16 protein-coding genes are annotated in these 19482 nt (G+C 47.3%); all 16 read right to left on the bottom strand.

All coding sequences use genetic code 11. From position 1 onward, the window contains the following. Positions 1-96 precede the first annotated feature (96 nt). On the bottom strand, positions 97-3417 hold the full coding sequence (locus tag AAEY72_RS00845; protein WP_352309081.1) for a BspA family leucine-rich repeat surface protein: 3321 nt from the start codon (positions 3415-3417) through the stop codon (positions 97-99). Positions 3418-3481: 64 nt separating this feature from the next. Then, positions 3482-4612 carry a hypothetical protein gene (locus AAEY72_RS00840; protein WP_352309080.1) on the bottom strand — a complete coding sequence of 377 codons (1131 nt, stop codon included), beginning with the start codon at positions 4610-4612 and terminating at the stop codon, positions 3482-3484. Beyond that, positions 4609-5679: a BspA family leucine-rich repeat surface protein gene (locus AAEY72_RS00835; RefSeq protein WP_352309079.1), complete on the bottom strand. Its 1071-nt coding sequence runs from the start codon at positions 5677-5679 to the stop codon at positions 4609-4611. Before AAEY72_RS00835 ends, AAEY72_RS00840 begins: the two co-directional genes overlap by 4 nt. A gap of 25 nt (positions 5680-5704) precedes the next feature. After that, on the bottom strand, positions 5705-6403 hold the full coding sequence (locus AAEY72_RS00830; RefSeq protein WP_352309078.1) for a hypothetical protein: 699 nt from the start codon (positions 6401-6403) through the stop codon (positions 5705-5707). Continuing rightward, positions 6400-6762, bottom strand: a complete 363-nt coding sequence (locus AAEY72_RS00825; RefSeq protein ID WP_352309077.1) for a hypothetical protein — start codon at positions 6760-6762, stop codon at positions 6400-6402. Before AAEY72_RS00825 ends, AAEY72_RS00830 begins: the two co-directional genes overlap by 4 nt. An 84-nt stretch (positions 6763-6846) precedes the next feature. Next, positions 6847-7368 carry a hypothetical protein gene (locus AAEY72_RS00820; protein WP_352309076.1) on the bottom strand — a complete coding sequence of 174 codons (522 nt, stop codon included), beginning with the start codon at positions 7366-7368 and terminating at the stop codon, positions 6847-6849. An 86-nt stretch (positions 7369-7454) separates the two neighbouring features. After that, the gene (locus AAEY72_RS00815; RefSeq protein ID WP_352309075.1) at positions 7455-9269 is read right to left on the bottom strand and encodes a hypothetical protein; all 1815 of its coding nucleotides are present in this window, start codon (positions 9267-9269) and stop codon (positions 7455-7457) included. A gap of 157 nt (positions 9270-9426) precedes the next feature. Next, positions 9427-9993 carry a hypothetical protein gene (locus tag AAEY72_RS00810; protein ID WP_352309074.1) on the bottom strand — a complete coding sequence of 189 codons (567 nt, stop codon included), beginning with the start codon at positions 9991-9993 and terminating at the stop codon, positions 9427-9429. Next, a complete protein-coding gene (locus tag AAEY72_RS00805; RefSeq protein ID WP_352309073.1) occupies positions 9993-11183 on the bottom strand; it encodes a hypothetical protein in 1191 nt (396 codons plus the stop codon). Before AAEY72_RS00805 ends, AAEY72_RS00810 begins: the two co-directional genes overlap by 1 nt. After that, the gene (locus tag AAEY72_RS00800) at positions 11176-11472 is read right to left on the bottom strand and encodes a hypothetical protein (protein ID WP_352309072.1); all 297 of its coding nucleotides are present in this window, start codon (positions 11470-11472) and stop codon (positions 11176-11178) included. Before AAEY72_RS00800 ends, AAEY72_RS00805 begins: the two co-directional genes overlap by 8 nt. Then, the gene (locus tag AAEY72_RS00795) at positions 11469-12221 is read right to left on the bottom strand and encodes a hypothetical protein (protein ID WP_352309071.1); all 753 of its coding nucleotides are present in this window, start codon (positions 12219-12221) and stop codon (positions 11469-11471) included. Before AAEY72_RS00795 ends, AAEY72_RS00800 begins: the two co-directional genes overlap by 4 nt. Position 12222: 1 nt before the next feature. After that, a complete protein-coding gene (locus AAEY72_RS00790; RefSeq protein ID WP_352309070.1) occupies positions 12223-14694 on the bottom strand; it encodes a hypothetical protein in 2472 nt (823 codons plus the stop codon). Positions 14695-14938: 244 nt separating this feature from the next. Then, positions 14939-16903 carry a Hint domain-containing homing endonuclease gene (locus tag AAEY72_RS00785; RefSeq protein ID WP_352309068.1) on the bottom strand — a complete coding sequence of 655 codons (1965 nt, stop codon included), beginning with the start codon at positions 16901-16903 and terminating at the stop codon, positions 14939-14941. A 24-nt stretch (positions 16904-16927) separates the two neighbouring features. Continuing rightward, positions 16928-17542, bottom strand: coding sequence for a hypothetical protein (locus tag AAEY72_RS00780; RefSeq protein WP_352309067.1), 615 nt, complete (start codon positions 17540-17542; stop codon positions 16928-16930). Beyond that, positions 17539-18441: a hypothetical protein gene (locus AAEY72_RS00775; RefSeq protein ID WP_352309066.1), complete on the bottom strand. Its 903-nt coding sequence runs from the start codon at positions 18439-18441 to the stop codon at positions 17539-17541. The genes AAEY72_RS00780 and AAEY72_RS00775 overlap by 4 nt, the downstream gene beginning before the upstream one ends. Positions 18442-18453: 12 nt before the next feature. Continuing rightward, on the bottom strand, positions 18454-19380 hold the full coding sequence (locus tag AAEY72_RS00770) for a hypothetical protein (protein WP_352309065.1): 927 nt from the start codon (positions 19378-19380) through the stop codon (positions 18454-18456). Between the last annotated feature and the right edge of the window lie 102 nt (positions 19381-19482).

The following is a 19482-nucleotide window of genomic DNA, read 5'->3' as shown; positions in this document are numbered from 1 at the left end:
CAAGGTTTGATTTAACGTTTTAGGGGGTTCCAATGGTTATCTATTGGCTGGTACTGGCAACGGACTTGCCAGCGCTGGCAGGTTCTTATCGCTTAATTAGGCAACGTTCTCACCACGCGGGCAGGTTCCCCACGGTGGCTTAGGTAGTGTCCATTCTTCGGGATCGCCATTGGTAAAACTGTCTGCCGACACGATATCTATAACGCACCATTGTGATAAATCTTGGTTAAATGCCCACGCGTTAAAGAACATGCTGTCCATGTATTTAACCTTGCTCACATTCCACATACCTAAAGGCTGATTAAACAAGGTCGCAAATAGGAAAGTTTCGGTCATATCAATAACACTGCTCACATCCCAGTTGCTAAGCGGCTGATTAAACGCCGACGCGCTAGAGAACGTATTGTTCATAAATCGAACGCTACTTGTATCCCAATCCCCTATTGGCTGATTAAAGAATTTGCACTGGTAAAACATTTTATCTAAAACGGTTACATTGGTTATATTCCAACCGCTTATGTTTTGGTTAAAAAACACTGAGCCAGCGAACATTCTTTCCGCGCTAGTGATATGACTAGGGAACTCGCTAGGAACCGTGAGGTTGGCACTGCGTACATTGAAATAATACGTGTCAATACTTGAAGAAAAGCTATCGATAAAAACGCCGCCGTCAGGGATGTTGGCTTGCCCTGTTCTTTGGTAATTGACCTCAATAGCGCCTGCGTCACCCTCTAATCTATAACTATTGTTTTTACTTATAGCTCCTGCTCTGTCTAAATATATGCTTATATATTGAGATCCAACATTGCCAGTATAAGAAACGCCGGTGGCTGGCTCAGCGCCATCTTTAGCCAGCAACTCACCTGTATTTTCATCGTAAATCGCCCAGTTTCGACTTGGACTCAATAACACAATGTTTACCGCAAGCTCTCTTTCATAATAATCATCAGTCGTTCTAAACCTGAGCGGCGTGTTTGCGGGTAGTACCACTGGCGGCGGCTGTATAGGTCTGCCTGCATCAACCAACTCGGTTGTGCTGCTAGTGACAGCTTCGGCATAGCCATCGTTATCAGTAAACGTTACTCGTAAAGACATGCGCTTGCCAGCATCGCTATCTACTAACGTATAAGTGCTGTTGGTACTAACCTGAACGCCGTCTGCCATCCACTTGTAAACGACATTACTAGGTACGCCGTTTTCATCGGCAATCGTACTGGTGAGCCGTTGCCCTACTTTAGCAACGCCGATAATAGTTACGCTGGCGGGCTTATTCAGTGCTTGTACTGCGGCGGTAGTGCTGCTGGTAGCGTCCTCATAAAAATTGTCGTTATCAATAAACGTCACTTGTAAAGACATGCGCTTGGTGTTGTCACTATCGGTCAGTTTGTAGCTGCTATCAGCGCCAACCTGAACGCCGTCTGCCATCCATTTGTAGGTAATGATGCTCGGCACACCGTTGTCATCGCTGATTGAACCGGTGAGCGTCTGACCTACTTTGGTAAGGCCAACAATAGACACGCTGGCGGGGTAATTCAAAGCCTGTACTGCGACGGTCGGTTCGCTAGTAAGATCCTCACGGAAACCATCATTATCGTTAAAAATTACCCGCAAATATATGTACTTGCCTTTATCGCTTTCATTTAGCTTGTAACTGGTAGCACTGCCAAGTTGAAGTCCATCAGCAAGCCAGCGATAGGTAACATTACTGGGTACGCCGTTTGCATCGCTAACCGTGCTCGTAAGTGTCTGACCTACTTTAGCAAGGCCATTAATGATCACGCTTGCCGACTTATCTATCGGCTGCACTGTGGCGGTATTACTGCTAGTAACGCTCTCGTTAAAGCCGTCATTGTCGGTAAACGCTACCTGTAAAGACATACGCTTGCCTTTATCGCTCTCCGTTAGCTTGTAGCTGCTATTAGTGCCGACCTGAACGCCGTCTGCCATCCATTTGTAGGTAATATTGCTGGGTACGCCATTTGTATCTCGTATCGTACTATTAAGCGTTTGGCCTACCTTAATATCACCGTTAATGACCACGCTGGCGGGATAATTCAAAGCCTGTACTGCGGGTGTTGTGCTGCTAGTAACACTCTCGTTAAAGCTGTCGTTATCAGCAAAGGTTACTTGCAAGGATATGCGCTTGCCTTTCTCATTCTCTCTTAACGTATAGGCGCTATTGGTGCTAATTTGAACACCGTCAGCCATCCATTTGTAAGCAATATTGCTGGGTACGCCGTTTGCATCGCTAACCGTGCTAGTAAGCGTTTGGCCTACTTTAGCAAGGCCATTGATAGACACGCTGGCGGGGCTGTTAATAGCTACTACTGGACTGGTGGCCACGCTAGTAATGTCCTCACTAAAGCCATCGTTATCAATAAACGTTACTTGTAAGGCTATGCGCTTGCTTTTCTCATTTTCGGTTAGCTTGTAGCTGCTATTAGTGCCGACCTGAACGCCGTCAGCTTTCCACTGGTGAGCAACATTGCTGGGTACGCCGTTTGCATCGATAATTTCGCTGGTCAATGTTTGGCCTACTTTGGTAAGGCCGTTGATGTTTACGCTGGCGCGGCTGTTAATTGGTTGTACTGGGTCAGTCTCATCACTGGTAACATTCTCGTAAAAATCATCGTTATCAGTAAACGTGACGCGCAATGATATACGTTGATATTTATCACTTTCGGTCAACTGGTGGGTATTGGCTGTACCAACTTGAACATCGTCAGCCATCCATTGATAGCTAACATCGCTTGGCACACCGTTTGCATCGCTAATAACCGCTGTCAATACAGATCCCACCTTAGTATTGCCAGTAATAAAGACGCTGGCGGGATGGTCGAATGGTTGCACTACGTCAGTTTCGCTTGTCAAAACTTCGTCAAATCCAGCGCGGTCGGTAAATGTGACGCGCAATGATAGTTGCTCACCCTTATTTTCTTGGGTTAGCAGATAGTCTTTAGATGCACCAATAACATCGCCATTAGAGAGCCATCGATAATTAACATTACTGGGCAAGCCATCCGCATCAGCTATTTCAGCCGACAAGGTTTGCCCTACTTGGACAGTGCCGATAATGGCTATTGTTGCTGGACGATTGATTTTCTCCGGCTCTGTCGGCGGCGGCGTGGCTGATTGGCTAAACGCTAATGGACTACCCACACGCATAATCATCAACGTGCCAGCACCAGCAATGAATGCGTCATCAACTACGGTAAAGCTAGGGCTGAATGGGTCGTCACCCAGTAACGCCTTGTAATTATTAACCGTCACAGCAAACGGCTTGTCCATGCGACCACGTTTAAAGCGCCCCATGATGACACCGTTTTGGCTGGCTGGCAGGTCGGTACTCTCTGAATTGTCGATAATGTCTTGACGCTGAATACCGGCGGCATGCCCTAACGTTTTGCTTTCAATCATGATTTTATCCCATTAAAAAACCCATACTGTCCTCACAGTATGGGCTTGATAATCTTACTGACTCTTAAGGGGTTCCACTGGACGCATAAGCAGATTTAATCTCAACCTCACCACCGAACAAGATTTTCACCATGTCGGTTGCATCGGTTGCACTAGGCGTTAATAGGAATTTAAGCGTATTCGATTGCTTAAATAGTGACACGTTAGGGATGATCTCTGTGCCATCTAAGCCTGCAAACACATAATCACCATTCCCATCACTACGGCTATCAATCCAAAAAGGTACAAGCGCCTCGTTATCACTAGGATGCCTGTTAAAGTCGTACTTAAAGACCTCCTTGTCAGGCATGTGCCAAACGATATAGTCAGCAAGCGATGTTGCCACAAAGCTACTACCGTCAAAACTGGCATTAACAATAGGATCATCGTTAATCTGATAAGAAAAAAGATAGTTTGTGCTTGTATCGTTAATAAAGCCTTGACTGACCGTAACGCTGGTGGTTTCTTCGCTTAACGAGTCAATACGCTCTTTGAAAATACCATAATGAGACTTAAATAAAATCTCATCAGTGCGTGGGTCGTACCAAGCTGGCGCGTAGTCATTACCATCCAACGTTTTTGAGTGGTGCGGTAGCATTTCTAGCAACGTGTCAAACATATCAACATGCGGCGGGATGCCGCCCACCAGTAGCGCGTCTATATCGCTTTGGGTGCTGCGGCGGATGCTTAGGGTTATTGGCTCAACACGAACCGTTACCCTATAGGTTGAATTTTGGCTATTAATCTTTTCATCGATAAGCTGTTGCAAGCCGCTAATGTCGGTGGTATCAACAAGCCCGCTAAACTCAATAGGGATCATCATATTGCTTATCTGTTTAAGCCCCTCCCTAAACTTGCTTTCATCATAAGTGGCAAGTGATAGCGGGTATTCGTCATCAAAAATATAACCTATTTTAACGCCGCTGGTGTCTGCTGGCTCGCCCATGCCGCCTAAGCCGCCGCCAAAATCAGGCTGGTCAGGTGAGATAAAGCTCCAATTTGACCGACCTGTGAAAAAAGATGATAGTAGAGACAGTACGGTTAGCTGCTCAGTGCTTACTGACTCATTGGGCGTAAAGTCTGTATCAACAAAACTCTGCATTTTTATAGGCTGGTTACTGATTTTCGTTTTTAAACAAGCGGCGATAGTGCTCATGCGTCACTTCCTATGATCATTGGGTTGTTTGCGTTTAGGGCATCTATTGGTGTGACTGGGGTTAAGCGGATGTAGCTATTCGATGCGCTTGGTTGCTGGCTTGGTAACACGGCGTCTGGCGCATAGTCTGTCACGCCGCCTTCACCACGCGGGCAGGTTCCCCAGTTGGGCTTAGGTAGTGTCCATGAGACAGCCCCTTCCGAAAAACTCTCTGCGCCAAACGGTAGGTTAGCCACACACCACGGCGATAAATCTTGGTTGTATAACGTGTTGCCGTAAAACATACCGTTCATATTAAGGATATGGCTTACATTCCACATACTAATATTTTGGTTAAACAGTGACGCTTCATAAAATAGATAACTAATATCCACCAATTCAGGCGGTAGCGTTTCGGGCACGGTTAAAAGCGTATTATTTAATCCTGTAGAAAAGCTGGGTATTTTTGATGAGAATTGGCTAATAATAACCTCACCTAGTGGGCTGTCGTCATAATCCGAATCATCCCCATAATACGACAAGTCAACATAGCCTGCGGTAACGTCAAGCTCAAAATGTTTAGTATTAGGTGTAATGACATTGAAATAAATATCAGCAAAGGCTTCATTAAATTCTAGTTCCACATTCTCTGCGATAAAACCTGTTGAGTCAGCAATAACCACACCTGACTCTTTAAGCGACCAGTCACCCACTGGCTCATCAATATAAACATATAACTGATACTCATTAGATGGGTTATCGTAGCTCTCAACACTAAAAATAACCGTGCCTGTGTTGATGGCTGGCTTGTTGGCGTCAGTGCTACCTACCCTTAAGACATTAATACCTGTCACACCACGTTTAAAGGCGTCCTCAACGGCTAAGTAGCTCTTGTTAGCGGGGTCGTGCCCCAGTAAAGACTTGTAGCTGGCTGGCGTGACCGTAAACGGCTTATCCATGCGGCCACGTTTAAAGCGCCCCATGATGACACCGTTGTTTAAAGACGGTAGCGACGTGCTCTCTGACTGGTCGATGACGCCTTGATATTGAATACCGGCGGCATGACCTAGTGTTTTACTTTCAATCATGGTTGCGCTCCTTTATTAAACGTTACTAAGTCATCATAGGGGGTTCAGGAAAGGTAATCCCAACGGTATAATCGGATTTAAAGATTATGGTATCGGTTGGGGCGTCATAGACCGCTTGGCTTAAACCGTTGGCATCCATTAAGGCGACGTTTGATACCAGCATTTCTTTCACGCTATCGAACATATCGACATGCGGGTTGTGGTCGCCTTGAAACAAGCTGTCAATCTCGGCTTGGCTGCAACGAGAAAAGGTTAGGGTTACGGGTGTTTTGGTCAACGTCATGCTCATGCCGTCCATAAAGGCCTCACTAGCAAGGCCTTCATCTATCAAGCCTTGAAGTTCACTAAGGCCAGCGGCATCCACACGTGCATCCCAACCAATAGGCTTATTCATAGATCCGTACAGAGTTTTGATAAAATGCCTGACGCTATAATCGTTAAAACCTGCCAGCGCTATTTTATCCACGATGTTCATTTCACCGACTGGGCTGCCATCAAAAATAGTACCCACAAAGGTTACTGTGCCACTAGGTATCATACTCATGCCCTGTCTATGATTCATCCAGTCCGTTTGACCTGAAAAGAGTTCCCCTAAGAGCGAATAGACCGCGACTTGCTCGTATTGAATACCTGTCGGTTTTGATGGGTTAAAAGCTAGATAGCTTTGAAGGACTGGTAGCTGGTTATTGATCTGTGTTTTCAAGCAAACGGCGATAGCGGTCATGCTAGTATTACTCCAAAGTATTCATCAGGAAAGATAGTAGTGACCGGCACTACATGGATGTAACTGACGGACTTTTTGGCGGCAACGCCATGCCCGCCTACGCGTAAGATACTGACGTCACTAATGCCTCGTTTAAAGGCGTCCTCAACGGCTAAGTAGCTTTTGTTAGATGGGTCATGCCCTAATAATGCTTTATAGCTGGCGGGTGTGACTGTGAACGGCTTATCGGTTCTGCCTCGTTTAAAGCGACCAATGATGACACCGCTAGCCAGCGATGGCAGTACCGTTGTTTCTGAATTATCGATGACGTCTTGGCGTTGAATACCCGCCGATGCGCCCAGTGTTTTACTCTCAATCATAATGAGGCCTTATCAAGTCTGTGTTCAAATGATGGGGGGATTAAAGTAGCCCTCAACCACCCCAATATACGAGCGTGACAGCTATTAAATGATTTTTAGGATTTTGCCGCGTGTCTTATTGAATTGCTCAATATTGGCAATGACCTTTGCTTTTGACTTGCCAGCGACAATCTCAATATTAGTCACTTTACCTGCCAGCATAAGCGTAGTCGTTGATGGCTCTAGTACGTTAAAGCTACCAACGTTATGGACACTTACACGGTTTAAAACGGCTTTGGTCGCTGGCTTGTGAGCGGTTTGCTGGCTTCGTTTATCAAAGCGGCGTTGAAAGCGTGATGTTGGCTCAACTGGTGGCTCAACTGGTGGCTCAACTGGTGCTGGCATGTCATCGGTAGGGGTTACTGGCTCATCAGCATCAAGCAAGCCTTGTGCGTCCATATAACGCCAAATCAACTCAGGCTTATTGTCAGCGCTTAAGTATTCAATTTCATTGTCCGTTAAGTATTTTTCAAGCTGCTTGACCGTGAACGTATCGTCTACTTTTTTATACTCATCGGTACTTGCCAGCGCGTCTAGGTTGTTTGGTACTTCTTTAATATCAGTCATGATCATTCCTTAAGGGTTAAATATTTAAAAAACCTTGCTGCCACGAATGACAACAAGGTTCTAGTGGCTATGCGATTAACGAGCTATTAGAGAGAAGGCAAGTTGATCATTTCAATCAGCATAAACTGATTGCGATAGCGTGGTAGTGGGTTGGTTTCGCCCGCTTGACGGCTATAGATAGCAACGTCTTTTTCATAAGCGTTACCGTTAGACGTCAGTACCATAGGCGGTACGGCGGTCATACCCACAAACGCCGCTTGTGCTGGCGTGTTAGCGCGTGGAACCATTAGCGCATGTGCGGTTGTGGTGGCTGCATCTTCATTGAAAACGCCCATAGATTTAGGCACGTAGTAAACGTTTGCACCGCTGGTTTTCATTTTACCAATGCGATAAACGCTGTACTGGTCGCCAAATGGTTCGCCGGTTGGCTCGTAGTTTGAACCGTCTAAGCCTGAGAAGAACGCCGCGCCACGGTCTGATACAAACAAGTCATAACCACTGATTGCCATGTTAATAGCAGTCGATAGGCGTGAACGTGCGAGACCTAGCGTGATATTGACGTTGGCAAATGCAGCGGCAATATTGGTGGGTGTGACACCATCTTTTGTAAAGTTAAAGGTAGCAACGCGACCGTGTTCAGGGTCTTGGTTGGATAGGCACATATTGATAGCACTACGCAATAAACGACCGGTTTGCTCAAAGTAGTAACGTTGCATGGCGATTGTTTGCGCGGCTGCATACCAGTTAAGCCCTAGCTCATTAGATAGCTGAGTGATTGAGTCAATAGACGCAACCGAACGTGAACGGCTTGGATGCGCGTAGATTGAACGATGCTCAAAGCTCATGTCGGTTGATGGCTCACGGATGATCTGCACACCGTTGTCATCTTTACGCTCATAATCAAAAACAAGCTCAACCGTCACATCATCTGCGACTGGCTCAGAACCATTGACCACATCAAAAGCAATTTTGATTTCATGGGTATCTAGGTTGGCTGTACCGCTGGCTAGCGTGTAAGTGTCAATGCCAATGACAGCAGAGTCAGTAGGCTGCAATACACTAACGCCCTCAGTCGAGGCATGTGTGCGATGCTTATCACTACCCACTTCAATGCCTTTGACCATAACAGACACACGACCACCTAAGAACGGCGCGAGTGGTGAGCTATCATCAATGACAAATTTAGAGGTTGAGTCAGCACGGACTTCATGCGTATAAGCAAGGCGTGACGTGAGAGTAAACGTGCCAGCATCAACGCCTGCGTCCATTGCTAAAGTATGGCGGTTTTCTAGATAAGGCATGCCAGCCTTGTCACCGTCCATTGTTTCATTGCGGCGCATAACGCCCATGTTCATACCAGCAACGGCAGTACCGTAAACGATTGGTAATTCGTTACTACCCATAGGGTTAGGCAACATTGAGATAAGCGGCAAGCTGTTTGAGATACCGTAAGCGATCACGACTTGGGTGATAGCAGGAACCATCGAGTTTGCCTCATGATGACCTAAGCTCAAACTATCGAACGTTGGTTCGGCGCTATCGTAACGCTCAGCACCACCAAATGGCATAGCGGCTGATGTTAATGCGGCTGCGACGGTATATTCAGATGGCATATCGCCACCGTTACGGCGTTGGTACTCTGTAATCCCATCGACAAGGCCATCAAAGACAGCGCGGGGCTGGTTTTTAATATCTGCATTGCTAAGGATGCGTTGCAAAGAGGACGGCAATTCTTGAAAAGCGGCTTCACGCCCGCCCGCATGTTCCGCTTGCATAGAGTCAAACGCGGCAGTATGACGACCGGCGTTATCAGGGTTAGCGAAAATGGTTAAAAGCTGGCGTGTTGCTGCGGCTTCTTTTTGTCCGGCGTCTTGAAAGATTTTGGCTTGTTGCTTATCCATGAGATTAATCCTGTTGGTCGGTTAGATAAAGTTACTGACAGTGATAACTGATAGGATTAATCTTAATCGCCTTTAGCTACGCCCTTTTTGGAGGTTCCAAACGCAAAAAAGCCGCTTATTAGGCGGCTTTTTCTTACTGGGGCGGGCTAGTACGGTGCTACTCGTAAGGCACGGCAACGTCCGGTATGTCTTCCTCATTGAAGGCATCAAGATAATCAAGGTCAAAGCGCTGCGCTAAGGCGTACTTACTACCCTGACTTGCCAGCATGGATTGCGCCATGACGCCAGTACATTCATGGTATTCCTTATGGTTGTTGAGCATAAAGCAAAACAAGTCGCCCTTCTCAGGTATCCAGTCAGGTTTTAAGGTCACGCGTTCATCACCTTGCAGCTTAATATCATAAGGCTCAATCAAGCAAAGTGAGGTCATTTCTTCGGGCATGGCGAATGAACCTGAGTTATGCACCTTGCCCGCAAGATTGTCGATCATCAATGCCATCGCATGACCTAGTGGCTCATAATCGATGGCGTGTTCTTCGCTATTGCTCACCGTGCCAAGTCCTGCCCATGCAACCATGCTGCGTTCGTCCTCCTCATTATCAACGGCTAACACGGTGCGCCTAAACGCAAACGTAGGTATGACTGACTGACTGCGTAAAGTAATCATGCGATTGCTTAAGCGCCGCCCATCTGCGACCAGCTTGTTCTCAATCTTTAAACTCATTATTTGCCCCAGCGTTGTTGATAGTTATTAATCTCAGTTTGGTAAATCTCTTTGAACTTTGCGGGCACGGCTGACTTGCCAACCTGCTTTTGGGCGTACTGGTAACTGCTACTCTCCGCTTGTGTCGGATTGTTTGGCTGGCGGGCTTGTTGGCGCTTTTGCTCATCCTTAATCTGCTTGGTGGCAGTCGCGGCCGCTTTCTTAATCTTTTTGCTCCAATGCAACCGGCCTTTCCAATTATTCATCGCCTCAGTCTGCTTGCCAGCCTCACGTTTAAGCTGTTTGGATGCGGTACGATGGGGCTTAATATTGTTATTGGCTTTGGCAATATCGTCTTTGGCATAGCCCTGAACTTTGGCAATCATAAAGCCGCTGGTTAAATGCTTCATGACCCGCAAAACGTGTTTGCATGCCACCCCATCTAAACGCGGGTTACGGGTCGATGGGTAACGGTTCTCATCGAGTCCAAAATTGTACTTGCCCACGGTTGAGACATACCGATACCAGTATTGATGACGCCCACAGTCGCAATCAAACTTAATCTTACCGGTGTTCACCGCTTTCTTAACATCGACCACACTGGGCGCTTTGGTGCGTCCCAGTAGCAGGTTGGGATAGTCAAGCAACTGCACGGCAACATAATGATGAGTGTCTTTACTTTTAAAGCCCGCATTGGTCATAAAATATAAGATATTGCCACGGCGCTTGAAGACGTTGGCTAAAAATATCTGAGTGTTGGCACGGTTAACGTCCTCAAAACGCGATTGATTGACAACCTCGTTTGGGGTAATGCCGCCTAGAAACTTATTCGAGGCCTTCTTGACGTTATCCAAATAGGCGTCAAAGACTGCGCCGTTTAAAGTTTTCTTAAGCTCGTTATTGCGCTTGGTATCGCCCAGTGTAAATTCAAGCAACTCATTCACACTGATGCCCGCTTTATTCTTAGCGCCGCTGATCAATGCTTTTAGTTTTTGGTCACTGAGCCGGTTGCCGGTCTCGATATCCTCTAAAGTGTCTTTAATGTAGCGGTTATGACTGCTGGCATGTTTGCGCTGTTGGCTGACTGTCTTACCCGTCTGTTTGCGCCACTGCCTTAACTCGTTCAAGTCCATGTTGTTGGTTTGACGGTCTTGCCAGCTCGTCGAATCTTGGGTCTCTGACTGTAAAAAGTCGGTCGGTTTATCAACCATTGGTCATCAACTCCTTGGTTAAATGCTCACGCTTTAAACCCGCTAGGCTGGCTTGTACGGGCAAATAGATTATTTTACGTGGTAGTGCCTCACCAATGCGGTTCGTGCCAGCACACAGCATCACCACCGCGACGTCATCACGGTTGCCATAAGCACGATGTGAAATTAAGGTAGGGTCGTTTACTTCGTCTGTGCCAACGTCCCACACAATCAACTTATCAATGCGTCCACGGCGTACTAATAAATCAACGTGAGTACGGACGGCGTTAAGGTAAATATTAGTGATCATGTTAAGCGCTCCCATATATGTGTCGCTTGCAACGGGTAAACGTCAGGGCGTTGTTGATTGGCGGTTACAGTGTTACCCCGTTGTCCTAAGTCAATGCTAGGGCTGTCCACGTAGGCGTCGTTGTCATCCGTGCCAACGATAATGCGACCGGTGAGGCGCTGCCATGATGTGGGTTTGCCCAGTAATTCATCAAACAAGGGTTTTGGGTTGCTGGTGCTGTGGCTGTGATACAAATAACCAATAGGTATGACCGTACTAAGCAAGTGATTGAAACGGGGCTTGTCAAGATAGCGCGGATGGCTGGTGCTATTGGCTAAATGCGATTCCATAATCGATAACGGTTGGCTGCGGGCGTCGTCACTATCGATACTGATGCGGCTGACAGTAAGACCGGCAAGTGACACTCCGAACGAGCCGTAAACATTAGCATGCACGTTATTATTAAAGGCGGGCTGGTCACGGTTTCTAGCAAGGGCAAATAGTACGCCGGTACTGGTGAATAGTCCTAGCTCATAAATGGCTTGGCTGCCACTGGTATCGAATACCGCGCTAAAGCGTAGCACCTCACTGATTGGCTCAACACCGCCTGAGATTATATCGGCGCGTCCGACCTCATATTGTAAGGCGCTCTCATAACCGGTAATGGCATTATTGCCCGTACCGATAGCGACATAGGATAAGGCAATAGGATTGCTGGCTAGTGCTTGCCTGCCAGCACTGGTGACGGTGAATATCAGCTGATTGGACATATTATGAGCGCCCCTTGCTTGTACCACCGCTAAAGTTGGTAATGGTCACAGAACCTTGTTTAACGTAACCTGCCAGCCCGCCCGCTGCTGGCGAGATATACCAACTGGTATTGTCTGACGTGGTTTCTGTGGCTTCACCTTCGCCGTTATAAGAATATATTTTATCAAAAGTGCCGCTTTGTCCGTTTTGTCCGTGTAAGCCGCCATCGCCACCACGGGTAAGTGTAGGCTGATCGCCTTCAGGATATGGGTCTTGACTAGCACTAGGATAAGCGGTTGGAGAAGCGGCAATGTTTGCACCACCACTCCCTTTAGCTTCGATGGTTGCAGGCTGAGACATTTTTAAAATCAACGCACGATTAACTATATACCCAGCAATAGCTGCAATACGATAATCCTTAAAACCAGCGCTAGCCCTGACGTCTGACGTGGACGATATTTCAAGGTCAATAGCTCTAGTTTCTTCGAGGTTGGGCGCGTTATATTCCGCTGCATAGGTATAATCACCGGCGCTGCCCGAACCATTGGCCTGAGAACCGTCAACCTTCTGAAAAAATACCCTAAAATAATCATCGGTAGGTATGAATAGCTTTTTACCTGTGGCCGTCGTGTCCTCTAAGTACATGCTATAAGTGCCTTCGTTTGGTGAACGCTTACCAAGCGGCGCACCACCACCTGTACCACCACCACCAATAACAAAGTTATAACTACCTGCCGTTCTGTAAGCGCCTAAGCCACCGCCACCGCCGCCGCCGCCCGCAATAATGTTGTGGTTTTCCACCAGTATCGATCTAGTGGTTGACTTAATCGCCGTACCACCATCACCGCCGACATTAGGATTTCTCATCAAAGACCTACTAGGACTAATAATATCTCCCCCATCATTCCAAAACTTGTACTGATAAGCAGAACGACCACCATCACCACCATGCCCTAAAATACGCCCTCTATTCTCAACGATAATCTCTGCGCCGGTCGCCCAGTTTGCGCCCTCAATCATGGCTGGCGTGTTGGTATTAGGGGCGATAATGTCAACGCCTGCATCAACGATAAAGCGAATCTTGTCATTCTCTTGCGGATAAGCGCCGCTTTGTTGCTTGTAATACTCATCGAGCACAATACCCGTGCTACTGCTACTGATAATATGAATAGCGGTTTCGGTCTTGCCAGCGTCATTGATGGGCACGTTTATCGATAGGTTAGCTGGTGCGCCTAGTGTCAATCGGACATGCTTTTGTGACTCAATATCGTTGTCCTCGGCTGTGGTCATATAATCGATGATTGCTGACGCATTGTTAAGCGTCACGCTACCAGTCTCGGTATTGTCCGGCTGGCTAATGTCATTACTGGCACTGTTCAAGCTGCCCTCTTTGATTGTCCATGCCAGCCCTTGCCCATCCGGTAAATTGTTAGCCGACACAGTAAAGCGCACACTAGCGCCCTCATTGACATTTATTTTATTAGCGGTCACTTGCCAAACGGTCTCAACCTCGGTCGATGCGTCGTAACGCTCAAATATGTTGGTGGTATGCAGCGGATAGACGTGTGGGCGTTCATTGCTGCTGGCAAGTGTGGTCATGCCCTTTTGCCCCAGTGTTAAGCCCACGTCTTTGATGTAATTATCGTTCGGATCAGTCGCTACAATAATTTTGCCGTTTAAGCGCCGCCACTTGGTATTCGTGCCCAGCAATTCATCAAAATCTGACTTAGGGTTGGTGGCACTATGAGAATAATGTATATAGCCAATAGGGAACATAACGTCTAGCAGGAATTGGAAGCGCTCAACGCTCACATATTGCGGATGCGGGTTAGGCGTGGCTAAATGGTTTTGCATGAGTACCGGTGCGATATTGCTATCGATATCTGTGCTGACAGTAATACTGCCTGCGTTGATATCATTAATAGAGATGCCGAATGAGGCTACAAAAGCGATGTCAGGATAAACCGTAACAAGCGGGGTTGTATTAGATGCAGCAACAGCAAACAACACGCCTGTTCTGGTTAATATTCCCATCTCATATACTGGCGTTACCTCACTAGCATAAATAGTGCTAGAGAAACGCAATGTATTGTCTACCACCTCCCCTGACACAATATCGCTACGCACCGCTTCATTTTTCAATGAGGTCTCATTGCCTGTTGGCGTGTATTTACTCCTACCTACGGCCACATGGGTTAAATCGATCAGTATCTTGGTGCTATCATTGAGGGCTTGCAATGCAGCTTGCTTGCCAGCCTCGGTGGTTTTAAAAATAATAGGGTCTGCCATCTCTTTTATCCATAATCGTTTAATTATGGTATCAGTGTAGCGTGTGCTGGCAAGTACGGCGGGCGGTGTTCCAGTGGTTAGATAATATCTAATAGCTGAACTACGATAAACTCTCGGTAGTTGGTCTAACTCGCAGACAAGAAAAAGCCCATCTAAATTAATAGATGGGCTTTTTCGGTTGCGGTTGGGCACTAACCAACGCACAGGGCTTCCTAGTTGAAGCTACAACCTAGTTTACGCCTTACGCGAATGCTTTATTAGTCAGCTAGTTTCATGCTGTGCACATCAAATAGGAACCCCTGCTCGATACACTCTGCTAGCGCAATCATTATAGCAAATAATGCAGCTAATGCACAGCTAACAACCAAATGACCAATATAGCCTAAAAACAGCCTTTTTAGCAAATATAATTATATTTATCAGCATCTTACGATCTGATCGATATAGCCTAAAGCATAGCCGCCAACTCATTAATATCGCCCCATTGCTCTTTATCTTTTGCCGTGCCCACAAATTCAACTTTATTGACCGGTGAATAGCTGATCCGCTCCATGAAGGCAAAGGCAAAGGTATCGGCAATATCCGGTGAGGTTATGCCCTTGCTCAGCATGTCCTTTTTACTGGTAATGCCCCAGCGTGATTTCTCATCAAAGAAATACGGCAACCGGCTCATCTGTGTTTCAAGGTTCTTGGTCACTTGAAACATGCGCCGTACTTTATTGCTGATACTGAACAAGCCGCGCTCAACGCTTTTGGTCATAGTCACATAGGCGTGTGCCCGCTTATTGAAGTAAAGCAACTTAAGGTTATTATTGAAACAAGGCACACCCCAGTTGACCGACTCAAAATACAAGCCCTCAGCCTTCAATGACTGACATAAACCCATGCCAGCACCCATAGGGTCAATCACCAACGTTGCGCCCGCATACTCAGCCACAGCCGCGTAAATCTGAGCCTTAAGCTCATTGATGTTTGCCCTATTACTGAATAGCGGTATATCGATTAAATGCACATGGCGCTCAACGCGTTTTTTGTAGTCCTTATCAATGACTTTAAAGACCGATATCACACTGCTATCACGCCCCACATCGCCGCCCACATCGACGGTAATAATATAGCCGTATTCATCGCTCTCTTTGACGGCGGGCTTACGCTTAAGCATGGCGGTTATCTCTGAGCGCGTCAGTAGATACTTGCCTTTCATTTCAGGGAACTTGCCACGGATGCGGATCATGTAACCGGCATGATCACGACTGCCGTATTGGTACAGAGCCTCAATCAATTTTTCTTCACTGACCAGTGGCGAGTCTTCCCCGTTAAACTCTAATGCTATCCATAAGCCGCCGTTCTTATAACTTAAGCTGTGGTGCGTGTCATAGAAAAAGCCGGTACTGGTCGCAGGCTGGCTAGTCAGTACCGCTCGGTTATTCTTGTGAGTCAATGCACCAATAGCGACTTCCATTACCGCGTCATCGATACCGCAAGCCTCATCAGCCCACACCATATAATAATCGCCATGCTGTCCGGCAATGTTGGTCGGTTGATGCTTTGGGGCGGTCTTAGCAAAGACGAACCATGTATCTTTAAAGCCCTTAATGTAGATTTTTTCGGTTAAATTGACGACGTATTCAGCAAGCCAGCCTAATGCCTTGTTGTTCTTAAGGCGCTGCAAACAGATATTGATCTCTTTCCAAACGACCGTTTGTAGCTGTCCAATTTGCGGGGCGGTAAACAACATCACCGATTCAGGGTAAAACAGTAAATGCCACAAGGCGATAATGCCCGCGCTGCGAGACTTACCGGTATTGTGTAGCACGGTATAGTCACCGCCTAAAAACTGGCTGTTGCCATCGAGCACAAAGCCGTAATAGTTGCCAATGCCTATCGCCTCAACGCACTTGATAGGCATGTCCACATAGACGCCGTTAATGTACCGGTAACAGTAAAAGCCAATGCCCGCCCCATCCTTAAGGTAGTCACTGACGGTGATTGTTTTGGTCGTGCCAGCCCGCCGCATGATGAGGGTATGGCTGTCGTTAAAAACGTGACTGGTTCCATCACTATAGGTAAAACGATAAAGGTGTTGCCGTCCTTTGACCACCTCCATGACGTGACGAGCACTCACCCCGTCATCGCCCATGATGAGGTCGTCCATGCCAATGTTTTGCACATACTTGACTGAGCCATCGGACAACATGATTTCAGTGTTATAACCAAAACAACCGTGACCGGATGCCACACTGGTGCGACTACTGGGAATAACGATAGACTCAAAAAGTAGCTGCTGCTGATAGGTCACTGCTTGACCTTCTTTTTCGGTCATGCCTAACGCTTCAACGGCAAAGCGCGTTATGTCGTAGCGATAACGTTTACACGCCTCATTCCACTCAGGTAAGTCTAGTAAGTCATCCATCTGTCACGCCCTTGATTACTATCATTAGACGCTAAACGGCAACATATCAAACTCACCGTCCGACTCATCCTCATCCTCACTGGACTGGTCAGGCGGGAGGGTAATAATATAGCCACCGTGTGACTTTTGAGCCGCCCATATTGCCAGTAAAATGGCGATATGCCCGTTATTCATACCCATGCTGTCAAAGTCCAATGACTTACCGCGCTCATCGACCTTACGGGTCTGAATAACACCAGCGGGGTCATAACGTCTTAAGCTGTCATCAAGCGATAACAAGCCAGCGGCAAGACTGGCTTTATAGGCTGCCATGACCTCCTTCATTTGTGTGCCCTCATCAAACGATAGGCTCCAATGATTGAAGGTATTGGGGGTATCGGTAACGACGGTGGTATTGCCCGCTGGCTCGACCGGATCACGCCACTCTTTTTGTTTACTGACTAGGATTTTTCCCGTGTCGGATGCGGTCACTGCCATGACGCGGATAGGCTCACCGTCATAGGTAGCGGCGCGGGAATCAATGGCGATAAGATTGGGGTTAACCTTGGGTTTTGGCGCTGGGGTGATTGCCTCCTTCACCTTTGCCATGACCTTATCCTTAATCGATTGCTTTTGGGCGGTTTGGTCATCGGTACTCATGGGGCGTCATCCTTAATATTGCTTTCGGTAATAACGCCGGTATCAGCATCAATAGCCACACGGGTATGCCGTTTTGCTGAACGCTCAATGATATCGGCCTCAATCACAAAGCTATTGAGTTGATCAGCGGGGTCACGGTTGCCTTCAACGGGTGGCAATTTTGGCGGGATGCTACCGTCAGGTTCCCCAGTGTCGGTAATGTCATCGTCAAGCCCGCCCAGTCCGACGACGGTTGGTTCAACGCCAACAATGATGCAATCGACACTTGCCCCATAAATGTTGTCCATACCTACATCGATTTTGTCCGGATAAAGGGTGTTTTCAACGACTCTAAAATTCCACTTATCTTTAATAACCTTCACGCCAGCAAAGCCAATGTCATAATGAACATCAACGCCGCGTTTGCCCTCATGCTTCCAAAAGCTGACAAACTGATTGGCAATCGCGGATGCCGCATGTGGATCGGGACTAAAAAAGGCGATTTGGCAACGATAAGACGACGACGCCGTTCGCATTTGTACGACGCGCTGTAATGGGTCATTGCTTATCACCACGTTTGCCCAGTTGGGATGATCAATAACCACATCGCGGTCAGGTGGTGACTCAATACCACTGATAGCGGTAATCATGACCGGTAAATAGACCGACGTACCGGAATTGGTTTTGTCACCGATGGCGCGGGCGTTGTTGTTCTCTTGAACGGCTCTCAACATTGCCTCGGTATCGTCCATCATGCTGCTTTTAGCGACAATAATTGAGCCTTCAAGCTGGCGGGTTTTCCAGTCACGAATTGACTGTTGGCCTCTTGGCGACGACCATTGCCTAAAGTCTCTCAACTTCAAGCCCCATGCGAGTTGCATACTTTCAAGCGGCGAAAATAAAGGATTAACGTTGCTCATGACTGTCTCCTATTACGACCGTTTGAATAAGTGAGTGCGTTGCTGGTCATGTTCTTTATCGGCAAAGAATTGCTGAGCGGTGGCAGTGGTACGCAAGTCGGCGTCACTTGTCCCTAAATTGGCAAAGTTATCCCACTGGGCGGTAATCTCATCAAACGATACTGAGGGGCAAATGAGGTTGTCATAGATGGCTTCTTGGCGTTCCTCTTGGCGCTTGGCTAGGCTGGCTTGTCGTTTGTCTCTCGTGATAAGGGCGTTTTGTGACACAAGCGCCTCATTTTGGTAATGAGCAATCATGGTGTCGGCGTTGATGGCAGTTGCCACGCTGTCGTACTGGTGAATGATGGCAGTCTCTAAAGCCGCTTTCATTGCCACTCGTTCAGGACTTAACCCAGTCAGGCTATCAAACGCCATTTCTACGTCTTCATCCGACCAAAACATCGCATCAAACATGCCATTGCCACGGTTGGTGTGATAGTTGGGCTGACGCACATAATCAAAGCCATGAAAACCAGTCACGTCGTACTTGCCAGCATTGCCCATCTTACGCATGACGGCACTACTAAAGCCGCCCGCGTTGTTGGCGTAAAGGCGTTCTGAATACTTACCGTTGTCGGTGTCTAAAAATTCCTCTTGATGGGTCACGTTGCCGTCATTGTCGGCGCTCAATTTGATGGTACGGATAGCGGGTTCTAAGCGAATGGACTCGCCACTCTCAGGATTAACCCACACGTCAGGCGGGTTCATACCAAAGCGACCGCGCAACTCATGACCGTAATAGCCGTACATATCGCCGGAGGCGACCAGCTCTTGGGTGTCCGATGCGTTGATACGTTCAACCATCGATTGAATGCTAACGTCTGATCGGTCAGTGCCTAAGCCCTCTGAACGTCCACGGTCGCCTAAGTTATAGGTGATTAACTTGGTTTTCTTTAACATGAAAAATGCCCCTTAAATGAACGTTGTTGTTACGTCTATTTTAAGGGGCATTGCAGACTTGCTTTTTAAGGGGTTCCTAGCTGCTGGCATGACCTGCCAGCC

The organism is Psychrobacter sp. W2-37-MNA-CIBAN-0211 (genome assembly GCF_040309405.1).
Taxonomy (GTDB): domain Bacteria; phylum Pseudomonadota; class Gammaproteobacteria; order Pseudomonadales; family Moraxellaceae; genus Psychrobacter; species Psychrobacter glaciei.
This window is presented reverse-complemented; position numbering and strand designations above follow the sequence as displayed.

What these genes read in the sequence shown, in the direction of transcription:
- AAEY72_RS00845 (WP_352309081.1), bottom strand. Translation starts at nt 3,417, where the DNA reads ATGATTGAAAGCAAAACGTTAGGGCATGCCGCCGGTATTCAGCGTCAA.
- AAEY72_RS00840 (WP_352309080.1), bottom strand. Translation starts at nt 4,612, where the DNA reads ATGAGCACTATCGCCGCTTGTTTAAAAACGAAAATCAGTAACCAGCCT.
- AAEY72_RS00835 (WP_352309079.1), bottom strand. Translation starts at nt 5,679, where the DNA reads ATGATTGAAAGTAAAACACTAGGTCATGCCGCCGGTATTCAATATCAA.
- AAEY72_RS00830 (WP_352309078.1), bottom strand. Translation starts at nt 6,403, where the DNA reads ATGACCGCTATCGCCGTTTGCTTGAAAACACAGATCAATAACCAGCTA.
- AAEY72_RS00825 (WP_352309077.1), bottom strand. Translation starts at nt 6,762, where the DNA reads ATGATTGAGAGTAAAACACTGGGCGCATCGGCGGGTATTCAACGCCAA.
- AAEY72_RS00820 (WP_352309076.1), bottom strand. Translation starts at nt 7,368, where the DNA reads ATGACTGATATTAAAGAAGTACCAAACAACCTAGACGCGCTGGCAAGT.
- AAEY72_RS00815 (WP_352309075.1), bottom strand. Translation starts at nt 9,269, where the DNA reads ATGGATAAGCAACAAGCCAAAATCTTTCAAGACGCCGGACAAAAAGAA.
- AAEY72_RS00810 (WP_352309074.1), bottom strand. Translation starts at nt 9,993, where the DNA reads ATGAGTTTAAAGATTGAGAACAAGCTGGTCGCAGATGGGCGGCGCTTA.
- AAEY72_RS00805 (WP_352309073.1), bottom strand. Translation starts at nt 11,183, where the DNA reads ATGGTTGATAAACCGACCGACTTTTTACAGTCAGAGACCCAAGATTCG.
- AAEY72_RS00800 (WP_352309072.1), bottom strand. Translation starts at nt 11,472, where the DNA reads ATGATCACTAATATTTACCTTAACGCCGTCCGTACTCACGTTGATTTA.
- AAEY72_RS00795 (WP_352309071.1), bottom strand. Translation starts at nt 12,221, where the DNA reads ATGTCCAATCAGCTGATATTCACCGTCACCAGTGCTGGCAGGCAAGCA.
- AAEY72_RS00785 (WP_352309068.1), bottom strand. Translation starts at nt 16,903, where the DNA reads ATGGATGACTTACTAGACTTACCTGAGTGGAATGAGGCGTGTAAACGT.
- AAEY72_RS00780 (WP_352309067.1), bottom strand. Translation starts at nt 17,542, where the DNA reads ATGAGTACCGATGACCAAACCGCCCAAAAGCAATCGATTAAGGATAAG.
- AAEY72_RS00775 (WP_352309066.1), bottom strand. Translation starts at nt 18,441, where the DNA reads ATGAGCAACGTTAATCCTTTATTTTCGCCGCTTGAAAGTATGCAACTC.
- AAEY72_RS00770 (WP_352309065.1), bottom strand. Translation starts at nt 19,380, where the DNA reads ATGTTAAAGAAAACCAAGTTAATCACCTATAACTTAGGCGACCGTGGA.